12 protein-coding genes and 1 pseudogene are annotated in these 16,260 nt (G+C 60.7%); 4 read left to right on the top strand and 9 right to left on the bottom strand.

Going from position 1 to position 16,260, the window contains the following annotated elements:
- Positions 1 to 137: 137 nt before the first annotated feature.
- The 4 genes from AC1Z3O_RS28065 to AC1Z3O_RS28050 all read right to left on the bottom strand — a co-directional run bounded on the left by AC1Z3O_RS28065 (position 138) and on the right by AC1Z3O_RS28050 (position 6,169).
- A complete protein-coding gene (locus tag AC1Z3O_RS28065) occupies positions 138 to 299 on the bottom strand; it encodes a hypothetical protein (protein ID WP_483519544.1) in 162 nt (53 codons plus the stop codon).
- A 145-nt stretch (positions 300 to 444) separates the two neighbouring features.
- A complete protein-coding gene (locus AC1Z3O_RS28060) occupies positions 445 to 2,007 on the bottom strand; it encodes an alpha/beta hydrolase family protein (protein WP_483519542.1) in 1,563 nt (520 codons plus the stop codon).
- Positions 2,008 to 2,759: 752 nt separating this feature from the next.
- On the bottom strand, positions 2,760 to 3,011 hold the full coding sequence (locus AC1Z3O_RS28055) for a DUF4148 domain-containing protein (RefSeq protein ID WP_483519541.1): 252 nt from the start codon (positions 3,009 to 3,011) through the stop codon (positions 2,760 to 2,762).
- A 1,256-nt stretch (positions 3,012 to 4,267) separates the two neighbouring features.
- Positions 4,268 to 6,169: a DUF3857 domain-containing transglutaminase family protein gene (locus AC1Z3O_RS28050; protein WP_483519539.1), complete on the bottom strand. Its 1,902-nt coding sequence runs from the start codon at positions 6,167 to 6,169 to the stop codon at positions 4,268 to 4,270.
- Between the two features lie 613 nt (positions 6,170 to 6,782).
- Here AC1Z3O_RS28050 and AC1Z3O_RS28045 point away from each other — a divergent pair.
- The 4 genes from AC1Z3O_RS28045 to sorB all read left to right on the top strand — a co-directional run bounded on the left by AC1Z3O_RS28045 (position 6,783) and on the right by sorB (position 11,134).
- The gene (locus tag AC1Z3O_RS28045) at positions 6,783 to 7,667 is read left to right on the top strand and encodes a glycosyltransferase family 87 protein (protein ID WP_483519537.1); all 885 of its coding nucleotides are present in this window, start codon (positions 6,783 to 6,785) and stop codon (positions 7,665 to 7,667) included.
- Positions 7,668 to 7,783: 116 nt separating this feature from the next.
- Positions 7,784 to 8,032 (top strand): hypothetical protein, encoded by a 249-nt coding sequence (locus AC1Z3O_RS28040; RefSeq protein ID WP_483519535.1) that lies wholly within the window; start codon positions 7,784 to 7,786, stop codon positions 8,030 to 8,032.
- Between the two features lie 1,176 nt (positions 8,033 to 9,208).
- The gene (gene sorA / locus AC1Z3O_RS28035; RefSeq protein WP_483519533.1) at positions 9,209 to 10,441 is read left to right on the top strand and encodes a SorA family sulfite dehydrogenase catalytic subunit; all 1,233 of its coding nucleotides are present in this window, start codon (positions 9,209 to 9,211) and stop codon (positions 10,439 to 10,441) included.
- A gap of 9 nt (positions 10,442 to 10,450) precedes the next feature.
- Entirely contained in the window at positions 10,451 to 11,134 is a 684-nt protein-coding gene (gene sorB, locus AC1Z3O_RS28030; protein ID WP_483519531.1) for a SorB family sulfite dehydrogenase c-type cytochrome subunit, read from the top strand.
- A gap of 9 nt (positions 11,135 to 11,143) precedes the next feature.
- On the opposite strand, the pseudogene AC1Z3O_RS28025 reads toward sorB, so the two are convergent.
- The 5 genes and pseudogenes from AC1Z3O_RS28025 to AC1Z3O_RS28005 all read right to left on the bottom strand — a co-directional run.
- Positions 11,144 to 11,356, bottom strand: a pseudogene (locus AC1Z3O_RS28025) (DUF1348 family protein); the annotation flags it as partial.
- 454 nt (positions 11,357 to 11,810) lie between these two features.
- Positions 11,811 to 13,004, bottom strand: coding sequence for an ABC transporter permease (locus AC1Z3O_RS28020; protein WP_483519529.1), 1,194 nt, complete (start codon positions 13,002 to 13,004; stop codon positions 11,811 to 11,813).
- Positions 13,001 to 14,491 (bottom strand): efflux transporter outer membrane subunit, encoded by a 1,491-nt coding sequence (locus AC1Z3O_RS28015; protein ID WP_483519527.1) that lies wholly within the window; start codon positions 14,489 to 14,491, stop codon positions 13,001 to 13,003. Before AC1Z3O_RS28015 ends, AC1Z3O_RS28020 begins: the two co-directional genes overlap by 4 nt.
- Positions 14,488 to 15,423, bottom strand: coding sequence for an efflux RND transporter periplasmic adaptor subunit (locus tag AC1Z3O_RS28010; protein WP_483519525.1), 936 nt, complete (start codon positions 15,421 to 15,423; stop codon positions 14,488 to 14,490). Before AC1Z3O_RS28010 ends, AC1Z3O_RS28015 begins: the two co-directional genes overlap by 4 nt.
- On the bottom strand, positions 15,420 to 16,166 hold the full coding sequence (locus tag AC1Z3O_RS28005) for an ABC transporter ATP-binding protein (protein WP_483519524.1): 747 nt from the start codon (positions 16,164 to 16,166) through the stop codon (positions 15,420 to 15,422). The genes AC1Z3O_RS28010 and AC1Z3O_RS28005 overlap by 4 nt, the downstream gene beginning before the upstream one ends.
- Between the last annotated feature and the right edge of the window lie 94 nt (positions 16,167 to 16,260).

Here is a 16,260-nt window from a genome sequence, read left to right as displayed (position 1 = left end):
TCGGACGGCGGTTCGTCGCGATACCGGCGCGGCCTTCACCTGATCGGCGGGCTGATCGCTGGTCGCAATCGATGGGCAACAAAAAAGCACCTTTACAGGTGCTCGGCGCGTTCAGCCCTCGATGCGTCCGAACCGGGTCAGCGTTCCTGATCCGGTTCGGGCTTGCAGGTTGTCGGCCTGCCACGACCACATTGGTAGACCGGGGCTTGCTTTTTGATCCAGGCGTCGAACCTGTCGAGGGTTGTGAGCGCCACCGGGCCAAGTTGCGCCTTGATGATTTCGAGATCGAGACCGTCCATGCTTGATCGCTTCTGCAAGCGCGTAGGGAGCTTCAATCGGTCAAATTTGATAGCTCTCCAAATTTGACCATGCCCTGGTGCCTATCCGCATGTGTCTTGTGGCGAGCGATGTGTCCGCAATGCTACATGTATAGGCTTGGGAGGCTCAGAAATTCCCAAAGAACGTGCGGGCTGCAGCCATGCAAAAAGGCGCCACGAGATTGCTATGGTAGGCCTCGATAACTGCGGAGGCACCGCCATCCGTTGCGCCTCCGGCAACCGCCTGCGCGGCCAGCGTTGCCTTCGCGGTGGCAAAGCCTTGCTTAATGGCGGCATAAGGATCATTCGCGCCGGCAATGGAGTCGACATCCAGCACCGTGGTCAGCTTTCCAGGCACTTTGGCGCCTTTCCAATACGCCTGCTCGACGGTCGCGTTGAAGAAAAAGACGGTCGGATCCGCGTGCCCGCCGCAGAGTTGAACCGGGGACTTCGGCGTCCAGTTGCGCAAGTCGTTTCGCATGAACGCCTGACGCAGCGGGTGGGTAGGATTGGCCGCCGGCGCCATTGCAACGGTCGTGTTCGGGTACGCGCCGTCCGGATTCACCAGTTCGTCTTGCAGTATGCTGAGGCGATACGCATTACGCACGAGGTTGCCAGTGCCGAACCCGATGGCAAAGACGGGCGTCAGTTCGGACGGCACAAGCGGCGGTGTGGTCGGGGGCGTCAGTGATGCAAATTGCGAGGCGGGAGCGGTCAGACTAAAGAGCGCCGTCTCAGGAAGTTTTCCCTTGCCGATCAAGACGTCAATGGACGTCACGCTGGGCAGCAACTGTTCGATGCCCGGCACGTAGGCAGCCTCATAGAAATCGCCAGGACTTGCGTAGAGATTCCCATAGGCATGCTGGTAGCTCGTCGCTACCAGCGTCGTAAACACGGTGGATCCGATATCCACCTCGCCCGCAACCAGTGCATCGCCCATCGCCCCCAGGGTATAGGGGCCTGAACCCATCGATGCTGCCGTCACATTGACGCCCGCTGCTTGCAGAGCACGTTGTGTGGCCATGGCAACGTAGCCGCCCTGTGAATAGCCCGTCACAAAGAGCTTGCCATTGTCCCAGGTGAGCTTTCCTGAGTTCGTTCCACCCATGGCCGCCCGCCCTGCCGTGAGCGAGTCGATCATATCGGCCGACTGCTGCGCTGCATTCAGGTAGGGGTGATAAGTCAGGCCTGAGCCGGAATATCCCGCGTAGTTGCTCGCCACCACGATATAGCCTCGAGTCGCGTACATAGCGGCAACAGCGAGGCCTTCTGAGGCGCCGTCTCCGTTGTTCTTGTCTGTCTGCGTCAGATCGGCAATGTTGAAATTGCGATACGTGGTGGTCCCATGCGCATACAGCATGGTCGGGCGAGGCCCGCTGCAGGCCAGCCCGCCGCTGGGAATCATCAAGGCGGCGCTGGCGTTGGTACTCTCGTTGGCGCCCCCGATCGTGCCATAGCGGAAGTACACGACCTCCAGGTCGCAGACTGGAGTACCGGCGACCTGCATAAGCTGCTGTCCGGATGCGGTTGAACTTAGCAGGTTTGCTAACGCGCCCGCGCTCAGGCGTAGCGTGGTTTTCTGAGCCAGTAGCTGGCCGCGGCCCCCAGACACGGTTTGCGCGAAAGCGCCGGCACTCAGCGCCAGGCAGGCCAAAACGGCAATACCACCCCTTTGGAAGATGCAACGCATGTTCGCTTTCCTTGTTCTTCGTTGTTGTCCGTCGGGCGCGCCCGATGGTCGAGGTCGCGGCTGCGGTGCTGACGGCTCTCAAGTGTCGACGGGTTAGCGAATAGGTCGCAATAACTCAAGCTAGGTATTCAACTTCACCTGGTACCGTGCTCTGAGTGGCGTATGGTTATCAATCTCGGATGCGCCCTCGCGTGCTCCCGTTCCGATCTCCAGAAGACAAGATGTGGCTGATTGGGTAACGCGAAATCAGCTTCCGTTAGCCGGAATCATGCCGATTTCCTTAGCGCTGTCGCAGCCACGATTACTTCGCGAAGGCGCGCCGGCACGCGGGCCGCCTGGGCGGCAATTGTGGTGGAAAATTGGCCCGCGCTCGCTTTCTCGGGTTGAGGCCCACTCAACAGGTTGAATCTGCAACCCTTTTGGGCCATTCGACGCCGTGTCCGATCGATATCCGGCTTGGAAGTGCTGCGGCCGTTCAAGTTGAGCCGCCGGCCGGACTCTGGACTTTGCTGTCTCGCTGAGGAGGACGTCGGTCCGAAGGACGACCTATTGGTGAGGAGTTGGGCATCGAGGATGGCGTGGCAGCCCGCACGCGGTTGGGGGCCATTCAAGGCTATCTGACCTTGATGGCCGGGTGTCGCCAATCGTGGTTGGCGGCGCCCCGGCGGACTCAGCGCATCAGCCGGATTCGACGGCAGGCGGTGATGTGAGAAGGTCGGCCAGCGGGATCCCTGACCTCCGTGAGCTTCAGTCTATCGCGCTTCCTTCGTAGCGGACTGGTTCATGGCCGCTACGCGAGCCTCCGCGGCCTGAAGATCGGCCGGGTAGTTGCTGCTGTCGCGATGAGGATCATAGCCTGCGGCTTCGAGCTGGGCGAGTTCCTTCTGGACTTGCGCACGCGTAACGGACTGCGTATCGCCAGAGGACTGGGCATGCGCAGCGGCCGAAGCGGTCGCCACGGCAACACTTGCGACGAGGAGCCGGAACAGCTGTTGGGCTTTCATGGATTTCACCTTGAGGTTGGCAGTTGAATCGCAGGCACCCCGGGATGCGGACTGGCGGTGTCGCCGGGCAAGATGGCCGTGCTGGCTGGCGGTTCGTCCGCAAGGAGCGCAGGATCCGCCAGGGCAAGACCGGCGAAGGGAATCGTAACGGCGGCGAGTAGAGCGCGATAACGAAGGGTCGCGTTCATTTCGGATTTACTTTCAGATTCCAGGGCGGGCACAAGACGCGAGGACACACGACTCGTTAAGTTGAGACTGCTGGATCGCCGCGGCGCGACTTGCGAGCGTTTCAATGCGAGAGCCGTGCCAGGTCCCAGATCTCAGCGTAAGTTTTGCGCCAGGCCCTTGAAAATTCAATGTTTTCCCGCCCGCCACGTTCGCGGCGAAGCATGACGTGCGCGATGCGCGAGCGCCTGCGCTCACGAGATTTCGTGAGTGTCCCGAAATCTCGTGAGCATCAGTCCTTCCGGTAGGTGGCGAGCCGCTTCATGCGTGACTCCAGTGTCGTCGGCCGCAGCCCAAGGAGTTCGCGAGGTGCTTGTTGCGGTACTGCGCGAGCGGCAGTCGGTAAGGCTGGGCTGGCGGGGCCAATTGCGATGTTAGGCTTCCGCTTGTGGGCGGCATCGTTTCTCTCGTTATGGGTGCTTATGGGTGCTTCACCTTGATCCCGTCGGGTGAGCGCATGCCACGCGGTAGGTCTAGCCGAGCCGCCGGTAGCTGCTGGGATGTGGCTCGTCGGATAGAGCATCCACGATGACCTTCGATAGCCACGATGCGTCATTGCGGGCCAGCCACTTACACAGTGCCACGAAAGCGACACCGACCCCAAACATCGCCATCCCAGCGAAGGGGAACCACCACCATGCATGCGACTCACACCCCGCGCTCAAAACTGCACCTCCTGTCCAAAGCAGGCACATGCCGAACCATAACGACTGGATTAGCTTAACCGACCAATGCAGGGTGAAACGGCCTTTGAGAACGACACGTCCGTTCCTTTCGCTGAATTGCCCGATGAAGAACGGCTTAAACGAGTTTCCAACGAAGGGGATTACCCGTTGGAGGGACACGCGCTCCTTGGATACGCGGCCGGCTGCCACCTGCTGTGTGAGGCCCGCGAAGACGGACCTCTTCGTTGCCGCCGATAGTCTCTTGACCGACTCCTCAATGCCAAAGGCACTGTCGAAATCAGCCGGGACTGCCCCGTACAGTAAGTCAAATAGCCAACGGATCACCGGATCCCCTTCGACGGAGCGCTACTTGTAGAGCAATTGCTGTCGCATGTCGTCCAATACTGGACGCAGGGCTTCGCTGATCATCTTCGAGACGTCCGCCGAGCAAATATTGCCAGGGCTCCGATCGTTCAATGTGCGAGTCGCTTTTAGCTCGCGCCCCTCCAGGGAATAGCGGCTTTCATAGCTGAGAAACTTGCTGTCCACTTTGGCGCCCTCGGGCAGCGACAGCACCTGGAACTTCTCCGGCAGCGTGATGACGTATTCCTCTTTGCTTGTAGCTGGCAGGCAGACCGTATCCTGTGGCTCGACCGGGAGCAAGGCTTGCTCCGCAAAACGGCCCACGGGCCCCTCCGTGTACAGCCACGGAACGATTCTGAGTCCGCCCGAGCGTGGATAGGAGACTGCCTTTCGCACCTTGAATGTTCCCTTGTAGGAAAAATGGTCCACCAGCGGATGCGGGTCATCAAAATCGAAGGTGCCATCGGCCTCAAGGCCATAGCGGCGGAATGCTTCACGAATGTAGCGCGCCTGCTCATCTTTCCCGACATTGAGAAGGCGTTGGCGGGCCAGTTCAGCGAACCGCCCGGTCACTTTGACAGCGATATCACCTTCAACCGAGCCGTCATTGTCAATGCGCAGACGTGAACTCACAGTTTGGCTGTGACCGCCCTTGTCGACTGGAGTGCGAGCCGGCACATCGGACGACGCGCTCAGCACGGGCTTGTCCTGGTCCGTTATGGGCAGACGGCCAAACACAGTGCGGCCGTCAGTGGAGTCCAGGAAGAGGTTGAGTTCCGGTACGTAGTTAATGACATGGTTGACCGTCGAGGCCACGACGATCTTTGGCAGCTTGTAGACATTGCCCGCATTGACGAGTACCTGTTCGCTGGCTATATCTTGGGATGCAAGCAGGGCTTGCATCAGCGTAGCGTGGTCCTTGCAGTCGCCCATTTTTGCATCGAGGACGACATCCATGTCACGAGGCACGACAGCACCAATTCCCACACAGTTGCCGCCGTAGGTGATGTTTTGGCTGACCCAGTCGTAGATTGCATGGGTCTTAGCTTCGACAGTGGTCCGCTCACCCACAATCTGCGCGGCGAGTTGACGCAAGCGCGGCGTCACCGCGGCCTTCGGCGTGGCGCGCTTCACATAGCTTCGTGCGAGGTCTGCCCAATCTGTAAAGCTGCTCACCGCAATCCCAGGTTCGGCTTCCATGTCAACGACCGTCCAGTCCTTACGCTCGGAGAGTTGGGCCACCTGGTCCTGCAGGGTCCAGACTAGATACTGGCGTCCGCCCTTTGACACAACGCTTTCTTGCATGTCCCGCGCGGCGTACTGCAGTTGCATAGCTGCCGGCGCCTCCACACTGACAACAGCATGGTCGAAGGGCAGACTGCGCGAGAAGCTTTGATCGATCGATAGCTTGCCAGGGAAGAGCGGATCGATGGTCGACTTGCGATACTTGAGCACCGTGGTGTCACCCACCGCCAGATCCGGAAATACCAAGCCGATGCTGCTGTGGTCCGAGAACATCGCCGTAGCGCCCTTATGACCCTCGTCTTTGCGTATCTGCCAACTTGAACGTGGGACAGGCAGTCGTTTTCCGTTGGCCTTAAGCGTATATGCTTCGAGTACGTCGATTCTTTCCGCACTGCGGCTAAAGCTGAGGGTCGTCTGCTTGGCGTCCGCCAGTGCGCTAGTCTTCAGTACCTGGATCGACGCTGCAATGGTGGCAACGTCTTTGCCATCGATCCCAATGACGTGATTTTCGCTGTATGACACGATGCGGATGGCGGGGTCCGCCCTCTGGCGTTCCACCGCTGCCGCCGCGGGCGAAGGTTGTGTCTGGGCGAAGCAAGGGGAAACGAGCAAGGCGACCAACACGAAAAGGCGGCTCGCAAGCGAGACAGGGCTATTCATAGTCTTTTCCTCCCGAATTATTTCCGTTCGTGAAATTATTGTCGATAGCAGGAAAACCTATCCAGCAATGGAACTGCAAACTGGAATTATTCCTCGCCCAGTCATTCGAGCAGTAAGGTTGGGCTTGGCACGCGACCTCCCGTTTTAGCCGCTGCCGTGAATATAGGATGACGAAGCCAGAAAATATCAGGCCGATACCCATCCCGGATGTACGCCCGCGCTCATAAAGGTGGCGAAGAAGGATGGCCGATCTTGCTCAATCTCTTCAGTTGAGCAGTGTGTGGGAAGGGGGCTCGACATGGTTGGCTGTTCGCTTAGGCGGTATATTGAACTCAGAAAACCGGTCTGTCTGTCATCGGCCTTTGCGGGATTGTTAACGTTTGAAGCGGGAGTCTCGGACGACCGTTCCTGGCACGGGAAGGGACCCCGTCGGTCACGCGCCGACTGGCCGCTCCTGGGCGATGAGGGACCTCGAAATGTTGATCGCGTTTCTTCAACGGCTAGTCGGTCTCGATCGCCGCCTGGGTAATTTCAAAATAACGTTCGCCACACGCCAAGCCGCACTGTACACCATGAACGAAGCGCACATAATATATTAACGGGAAGGTCGAAATTGAAAGAAAAATCGCCTGATATCGGTACGCGTTTTGCAGTGTACAGTTGGGTTTGCCTTGGGGCGCAGTTCATTTTCCTGGCTGGCCTGATTACTCGCCACTACATACTGCAACAGCCGCAATCCCCCGCGCTAGGGACGGACTTCGCCGTGTACTGGTCCGCTGCACGTGTCGCCATCGAACACGGTGCGGTTGCAGTCTATTCTCCAGAATTCATGCGCCCCCTAGAACTGGCCGTGCGTCCGGACATGGACTACACGCCATGGCCGTATCCCCCGACTTTTTTGCCGTTCGTGCTCCCGGTCGGCTGGCTCAGTTTCAATGCAGCGCTGGTCACTTTCCTCACCGCAAGCATCCTGCTTTATGTTTATGCGATGCATCTCATCGCACGCCCCATCGGCATCCCGGTTTGGCGATATGCGCTTGCATTCCCGGCAATCTTCATCGTGATTGCCTTCGGACAGAACTCCCTGCTGACAGTTGCCATCGCGACCATTGCCCTATCGCTGCTGCCAACGCACCCCATCATCGCGGGAGCAGCAATAGCGTTGCTCAGCATCAAGCCGCAACTGGGCGTTCTCTTTCCCGTGGCCCTGATTTGCGGGCGGCAGTGGAAAGCATTTTTCTCAGCCATTTTTTTTACCGGATTTTACGCTGGGTCCTGTTTGCTGATTTTTGGGAAAAATTCCTTTATCGCCTTCTACCATGCGCTAGAAACATTTGGCGATTCCTGGGTAACGCAAAACGCCAACGACATCTGGGGTGCAATGACCAGCATTTATGGCGTACTTAGAGTTTACGGTGTCGGAGCACGTCAGGCTTACTTGGTTCAATGTATCTACAGTGCTGCCGTATTAGCGGAAATCGCCGTTATCATCAGATAAAATGTGCCGCTTTGGCCATTGCAACATTATTGATCTCGCCATATATTATTTTTTATGATCTAGCATGGCTTGCGATTTTCATAGCATTTATTTCGGTAGACATATTTCGCAATGGCGTGAACAAGGTGCTCACCTATATCGCAATTATCGCTTGGTTTCTTCCGTTTCAAGCTTTACTCGCACGTTGGTTTCCCAACATCTATCAATGGGCACCTTTTGTTCTGCCGATTTTCCTGCTCGTCATCGCCAGGCGCAAACTCACAAGCTCTTCATCTGAAGTGCCCCCATCTTTCGACGGCCAGAAAATACTCAGCAGACAAAGGTCTGGCGGCTCAGGTTGCCAAGACAGATTTCCTGCGAAGTGATTCAACCGGTTCACGCTACATGACTCATATCCTCTTATCGCCACTAACCCAGCCACAAGCGCGATTCCGAGACCGAGAGCAATTCCTTGCAGCTCGTCCATTCGTCCATGGGACTCATATACGATCCGAATCGCCATGAAACACGCAAAGGCAATCGCAATCCATAGCGTTACTCCCAGTATCGGGCTAGGCCTTAAACAGGTACGTGACAAAGAACTTCTCCTTCATTTTGCACAAGTGCATGAGTCTGTTGATGCTGCTCGCGGGTCCCGCAAGCCCGCAAAGTCGCCGGTTTCGAGCGCATGGTTAGAACGCTCTTGTTCACTTACATGGGAAAAATGAAGCATAAACAACCCCAGGAAGAACGACGCGAGCAGCAACCAAGAGCGCGACGCCAAACAAGATCAATGGACCACCAAGTGTCAGATACCAATTTCTACCATAGCCGCGCATGAATTGAAGTAAGAGAGAAGACGATACTAACCACGAACTAGAGGCGGCAACCATAGCCCAAGCGGAGATGCCCGACATATAAAGTTCGGTCCGCTTGGATGGAAACCACAAATGGTCCTGCAGTGCCCCCCAAACGCAATATGTAAAGAGAGCTGCTGAAATCAGCCACCCGATTGCGGCTTGAGTTTTCGTTTCAATTCGCGCCATGGCAATAGTGTGGAGATTATTGGCACGTGCTTCACACTACAAAGTGCCGACGAGCTTGTGTGTACGTTGGCAAACATAGGCGGTTGCGTCCATTCCTCCGCTCTAAGCGTCCTTGGCTTGCCTGCGACTGCTGACCCATTCTGGCCGGTGTTCGCCGTCGACGAGCGAGCGTCTCACGGGCAGTTCCCGACCCACACCGGCCGTTCGTGCCTCCCAGCGGTCATGCGAAGGCGGGAAGGGGCAGAGCCTTGCTGGAGGCGGCTCTCCGGTTGATCGCCGCCACTTTTCGCACGAAAGGCACGATCACCCCAGTAACCCACTGCACCAGCAGGCCGCCCCAGCAGGTCGCGCCGCCCTACACTGACCCGGCGCGGCCTGTTTAGCAGGAATTCCGTTTGTTGTTATCGATTTAATCTGCTTTACAGGTATTGTGACGCCCAATAGGCTTTGTTCCCGTCCTCACGCCCGTGCGCAGCCCCTTGCCACGGGCCGGATTAAGAAAGACGGAGACAAGGCATGGAGAATCAAGCCCGGCGACGCCGGTTTCTCAAGCAGGCCGGCGTGCTGACGGCCAATGCAGTCGTCGGCACCACCGCGCTGAACGCCCTCGCCGCGAACGGCGACAAGCAGGTTCAACTCCCCTTTGAGAATGGTGGGCGCGAACTCGTTGCGTTTCCGCAGAAGCGCCCGTTGATTCTGCTGACCAGCCGGCCGCCCCAGCTTGAAACCCCTTTCAGCGTGTTCAACGAGGGAATCCTGACGCCCAACGATGCCTTCTTCGTGCGCTACCACTGGAGCGGCATCCCGACCTCGGTCGACCCGCAGACCTATCGCCTGCACGTGGGCGGCAAGGTGAAAGCGCCACTGGAGCTGTCCCTGGCTGACATCAAGACCCTGGCGCAGCCCGTGGAACTGGTGGCCGTCAACCAGTGCTCGGGCAACAGCCGCGGCTTCCTCGATCCTCGCGTCAACGGCGGCCAACTTGCCAATGGCGCCATGGGCAACGCGCGCTGGACCGGCGTACCGCTGAAGGCCGTGCTCGAAAAGGCCGGCGTGCAGCCGGGCGCCGTGCAGGTCAGCTTCGACGGCCTGGACCGTCCCCCGCTCGACAACAGCCCCGACTTCGTCAAGGCCCTCGACATCGACCACGCGCTCGACGGCGAGGTCATGCTGGCCTGGTCGATGAACGGCGAGGACCTGCCGATGCTCAACGGCTACCCGCTGCGCCTGATCGTGCCCGGCCACTACGGTACGTATTGGGTGAAACACCTTTCGTCCATCCAAGTCCTCGACAAGCCGTTCGACGGATTCTGGGTGCAGAGCGCCTATCGCGTGCCCGATAACGCAGGCGCGAACGTGGCGCCTGGTACCGCCCCGGCACGCACACGCCCGATCGGGCGCTTCAACGTGCGGTCGTTCATCACGAGCCTGACCGAGGGTGCATCCGTGCCGGCCGGCCGCGAGACCGTGGTACGGGGCATCGCCTTCGACGGCGGCTACGGGATTGCGGAGGTTGCCTTCTCGGCCGATGGCGGCCGGACCTGGACCGAAGCCACGCTCGGGCAGGATCTTGGCAAATACTCGTTCCGCGAGTGGCGCGCCGTGTTCCGTCCAGCGCGCAAGGGCAACTACGACTTGCGCGTGCGTGCGGTCAACCGCATCGGCCAGAGCCAGCCGCTGACTGCGCTGTGGAACCCCGCTGGCTATATGCGCAACGTGGTGGAAGCCACGCGTGTGAAAGCCGCCTGAGGAGCCGCCATGCATAAGACCTCCCGCAAACGCTTCTCGCCTCAACATCTTGCAGCCTCCCTCGCGTTGACACTGGCGGCCGTCCCGGCAGCGCACGCACTGGAGATCCAGCTTCCGCCAGAGACGGCCAGCTACCAGCCCAGCGAACTGCCCGGCTACCGACTGGTGCAGCAAAACTGCATGACCTGCCATGCCGCCCAGTACGTGGGCAGCCAGCCGCATTCGCTGGGCCGCGCCTACTGGGATGCCACGGTCAAGAAGATGAAGACCGTTTTTGGCGCGCCGCTGCGCGATGAAGACATCCCCGTGATGGCCGACTATCTGGTCAAGACGTACGGTGCGGAACGTACGGCAACGACGGCTGCCGCCATCACGACGACGGCAACTGCGACGGCGACTGCAGCCGCAACACCGGCCGCGGCTGCACCGGCTCCGGTCAAGGCGCATGACGCCAGCACCCTGCTGGCCGCCAACAATTGCCTTGCCTGCCACGCAGTGGACAAGAAGGTGGTCGGCCCCGCTTTTCACGATGTCGCGGCAAAGTACGCGGGCCAGCCCAATGCGGTTGGCGCCGTGATGCAGAACATCCGCACCGGCGGCAGCGGTAAATGGGGGCCAGTGCCCATGCCGCCGTTTGCCAGCGTCAGCGATGCCGACCTGCGCGAGCTGGCCGGCTGGGTGTTGGGTCGCTGATAGCAGGCGTCAGAAGTGCAGGTCGCTCAGGCCCGGATGTTCATCGGGCCGGCGACCCAGCGGCCGGTGGGCCCCAGCGGCCAGTGGTACTTGCGGTCGCTCTCGCGAATCGGCGCATCGTTGATGCATGCATAGCGCTTTCGCATCAGGCCGTTCTCGTCGAATTCCCAGGGTCTCGTTGCCGTACGACCGGTACCAGTTGCCCGAATCGTCGTACCATTCATCTGGGCGCACTGACCGATGGCCGCTTCTGGCCGGTCTCAGCCGTCGGGCCATCAGCCCTCGCCGGAAATCGGCGATGAACCAAGAAAAACGCCCTCTCAAAAAGAGAGGGCGTCGCAAACATCGGCGCTCGAAGGGACAGCAAAGGTAGTCTCTAGTCCTCCCCGCCGCCCACTAACTTCAACCCCATGGTGGACTTGGACTCCTCGCGCTTTGACTGAGCTGTTGCCAGGCGATCATCCACCGCCTTTCGGATAGGACAAGGGCGCACCGCCAACGCTCCCCGTGGGTCCGGCGCTACCCGCCATGTTGGCTGATGTGGAATGCGAGCTGGCAACCCATTTCAGTCGCTTGCGATTTGGAACAGAGTGACCGATATGAAGACTAACTCGGACGTCCGCCGAAGAGCAGGCGCAGCCTTCAGTTCACGTGTCTGTGCGGAGGCGACGACTAGCTAGCGCCCTCCAAACACCGCCACAGGCTGCAGCTTCAGCACCGGGCGGGCACTCAACGCTGCAGCGACAATGCTCACGACCAGGACCATCAATCCGCCAAGCAGCGGCGTGAACCACATAATGCGAAACGGGAAGCCTGCGATTGCAGTAAATTGGCCGAGAATGCTGCACAGGCCAACGCCTAGACCCGTTCCGATCAAGGCGCACAAGCCCGCCTGAGCGAAGACCATGGACAGCAACATGCGAGACGTTGCGCCCATCGCGCTGAGCACCGCGTAATGCCGCCGGTTTTCCTGGGTGAACATGTAGAGCATGACACCGGTGACGCCAAAGCCGACGGACATGGCCATGGTGAGCATGGCCGCGATGTCGCCGACATCTTCGGAGTTCTCCAGAATCCAGTGAACGGTATCGGCCTTGAAATCCGCAGAGGTCCGCGCACGCAGCCCGGTATTGGTTTCGATGCGTGTTGCCAGCGCTTGCGCCGAAACGCCGGGGGCCCCGGAGACCAGGACGAACGTCAACTGGCGCCGCTCGGGTGGCAGGATGCGAATGGCGTTGCCCAGCGTCATGTAAAGCAGCGGTCGGGGCGGATACCTCGACAGGCCGTCAGAGCGTCCCGCTACCACTACCCGCTGATCGTTGACAAGCAACTCATCTCCGACGGCCAGTTCCCGCGTAGGCACCTGAAGGTGCGGCCCATCGGGCGGCCATTGATCCGCCTTGTGCACCGGAGTCGCAAGCTTGTCGCTCGTGCCGCCGGCGTCGGCGATCACGGCGTCCGGCATGCGCAGCGCCATCGGAGACACGCCATCCCGTATGGGAGGGATACCCGGGAGCGAAGCATCATCGACGCCAATGATCTGGAAAGGCTGGAAGCGACCATTCGGAAAGCGCGCCTGAACCGTTCCGAGCACCAGTGGCACCGCCGATTGCACGCCCGGGACGCTGCGTACACGATCCAGTGCCGCCCAGGACATGTTGGTCGTCAGTTCCACGGATTCCACTGCGGGCTCCATGACCCAGACGTCAGCCCTGCTGTTTTCACTGATCAGCGCGAATCCCTGCGTCATGAAACCCGTGAAGTACGACGCGGCGAAAGTCACGAGAAACGACGTGAAGGTGATTCCCGAGATCAGACCGGCATACTTGGCCCGATCTCCCAGCAGCATCCTGAGGGCGATGTAGATCATTGCGTCTCGCTTCCTTGCCCCGACGGGCGCTGAGCTTGCGGCGCCGCCAGCGAGTTCGCGTTCCAGCCGCCGCCCAGCGCCTTATACAAGGCCACCAGGCCAAGTGACGAGGCGGTGACGCTTTGCGCAAGGTCGCTTTGCGCCTGGAACAGGCTGCGCTGCGCGCTGAGCACGTCCCGGAAATCGGTCAGGCCGCCGACATAGCGGTCGCGTGCGTATGCCGTGGCCCGCTGTTCCGCGGCGACCGCCCTGGCGAGCGAGGCGCGTCGTGCCTGTTCGTGGCGGTATGCGGCCATGGCGTTCTCGGCATCCTCGATCCCATTCAGGATGGCCCGCCGGTAGCCGATCAGCGCCTGCTGTTGCTGCGCGTCGCGCACCTCGATGGTGGCGACGATCTGCCCGCCCCGGAAGATCGGCCAGGTAATCGATGGGCCGATCGACCATAGTGCGCTCGCGCCGGAGAAGAAGTTGCCCGCCGCCACGCTTGCCAATCCCACTGTGCCGAGTAGCGAGACCTTGGGATACAGGTCCGCCACGGCCGCCTCGCGCCGCGCATAGGCAGCCGCGACCGCACGTTCGGCACTACGGATATCGGGTCGCTGGCGCAACAGGTCCGACGGCAGCCCGATGGGCGGCTGCACGGACGTAGTCGGGAGCGGCCCCTCGGTCCGCAACTCGTCAGCCAAGGCGCCTGGTGGCTCGCCGATCAGCACCCCAAGCCGATGCAGCGCTCTCTTGTAGGCCGTATCGAATGCCGGCAACTGCGAGGCTGTGCCTTCCACCTGCGCTTCGGCACGCTCCACGTCCAGGTCTGTTGCCATGCCCCCGGCGCGACGCGCACGCACCAGCGTCAGCGTATCCTGCTGGGCCGCCAGGCTTTCGCGCGCGATCCGGCTCTGCTGCTGAACGCCGCGCAACTCGATGTAATTTCTCGACACTTCGGCCAGCAAAGACAGCAAGACGGCGCCATGATCGTACACGGCGGCTTCGACATCAGCCTGCGCCGCTTCGGTGGAGCGTCGCAGGCCGCCGAAAAGATCGATTTCCCATTTCGCGTCGAACCCGGCCTGGAACAGGTTTTCGGGCTGCCCCGGCGGCTCGACTTCGCCGTTTGGCAGCACGCGCAGCGGGTTCGGCGCGTTCTGGCTTTCCTGCTCGCGTGCAACGGACGCTCTGGCGCCGATTGAGGGGGCCTGAGCTGCGCTTGCGATGGTGCGCCTGCCGCGCGCTTCGCACACGCGTGCTTGCGCGAGCAGAAGGTCCAGATTGGCATGCCGGGCACGCTCGATGAGCCGATCGAGTTCCGGATCGTTGAACGTCGTCCACCATGCCGCATCGGCATTTGCGGCTGGCGTGCGGCTGTCTGGTGCCTCGCTCCAACGCGCCGGCACGTCTGGTGCTGGTGGCGTGTGGTTGGCCGTTACCGCACAACCCGCCAGGGCCACACAGAGCATTCCCGGGACAATGCGACGATGCCGGGTCATCATGATGCGTGATCTCTGGGACCGGCGGCTGCAGGGGTCGCAAGCGGCGCTGCCTCGATGAACACGTCGACCTGCTGACCCACATAGGTGCCAGGCAGCGAGGCCGGGTCAAAACTGTAAAGCGCCTGTAGCACGCGCGCGTCGGTTCGCTCCGTGCTGCTGCCTCGGAGCACGGTCTTCGGCACGACATAAGGCTCGATGCGTTCGAAACGCAACGCGGCGCGCTGGCCGGACGTGCCGCGAACAAACAATTCCGCGGCCGCGTCGGGTCGCACCCGCCACACATCGAACTGGTCGATATCGACGCGCACATAGAGTCGCGTATCGTCGCCGATCACCATGAGCGGCGTCGGCAACGCTCCGCTTTGGGCAAACTCGCCGGGCCGCAGATTGACCTGCAGGATCTTCCCCGGCGCCAGCGCACGGACAGTGCGGCGCTCGGTTTCCAGCTTGATCTGCTCGATCTGCGCCCTGGCCGTCGCCAGCGTGGCCGCACTGATGGCCACGGCGGAGCGGCGGTTGCTCAGTTCTTCGGTGCTGATGGCGCGCTGGTCGGGCACGCTCTCGGCCAGCCTGAGCTGGGCCCTGGCCTGTTCAACCCGGGCTTCGGATTCTCTTGCTCTGGCCAGCGCGGGGATCATTTGCGCCTGCAGATCGCGATCATCGAGTGCGAAGAGCCGGTCACCGGCCTTCACATGGTCGCCCCACTTGACGAAAAGGGTGGTCACGATGCCGGGCACGGGGGTGCCGACGGCGATGTTTCCGCCGCTTGCCTCGATGACACCGCCACCGGCCACATATGACGCAAACGTTGGCCTGGGTGGCGGGACCAATGGGCCCGTCTGGGGCGACGGAGGGTTCCCAAGGACCACTGCGACGATGGTGGCAATCACGCCAGCCGCTGCGAGCCCCGGCAGCAGAAACTTGCGGATCATTGCGACGCTCCTGGTGGCGTCAAGCCGCGGATATCGACGATCTGCCCATCATCGAGATGCGCGATGCGGTCGGCAAATTCAAAAATGCGGTTGTCGTGTGTGACGACGATGAGTGCCCGGCCAGGCGCCTGGGCTTGTTGCTTGAGTAGCGCCATGACGTGATGCCCGGTCGAATGGTCAAGGTTGCTGGTGGGTTCGTCGCAGACGATCAACTCCGGCTCATGTACGAGCGCGCGGGCAATGGCGACGCGTTGTTGCTGGCCACCGCTGATCTGTGCCGGAAGTACATGGGTTCGGTCGCCAAGGCCTACGGCATTCAGTACATCTTGCGCCTTGGCCATCGCGGCCTTGCGTACCATGCCCTGGATCAGCAGCGGCACGGCGACATTTTCAGCAAGCGTGAGCGACGGCAGCAGGTTGAACGACTGGAAGACAAAGCCAATTGAACGGCCGCGAAAGCGCGCGCGCTCATTGGCACGGCATTGCTGAAGGTCGTGATCGAGTACGAGACATTGCCCGGCATCCTGATCCAACATGCCGGCAATTACCGAGAGCAGCGTGGTCTTGCCGCTGCCCGACGGGCCCACCAGCATAAGCAATTCGCCGTAGTGGATGTCGAGATCGATCCCGCGCAGGGCTGGCGTTCGCGCATCCCCTGTCCCATAAGCCTTTGTCAGGCCCCTGCAACGGACGGCGATTGGGTTCGACTTCGCTGGGTGGCCTTGCGGGGGAGTGATTGACATGCGTAGCTCAAGCGGGCAATCCACGGCAGGTAACGTGTCGCGCACATTGCCTGCCGGTGTTTCACGTGAGATGCTACGCGGCCGGTTGTGAAGT

It is taken from the genome of Cupriavidus sp. 09_S30 (assembly GCF_056930435.1).
This window is presented reverse-complemented; position numbering and strand designations above follow the sequence as displayed.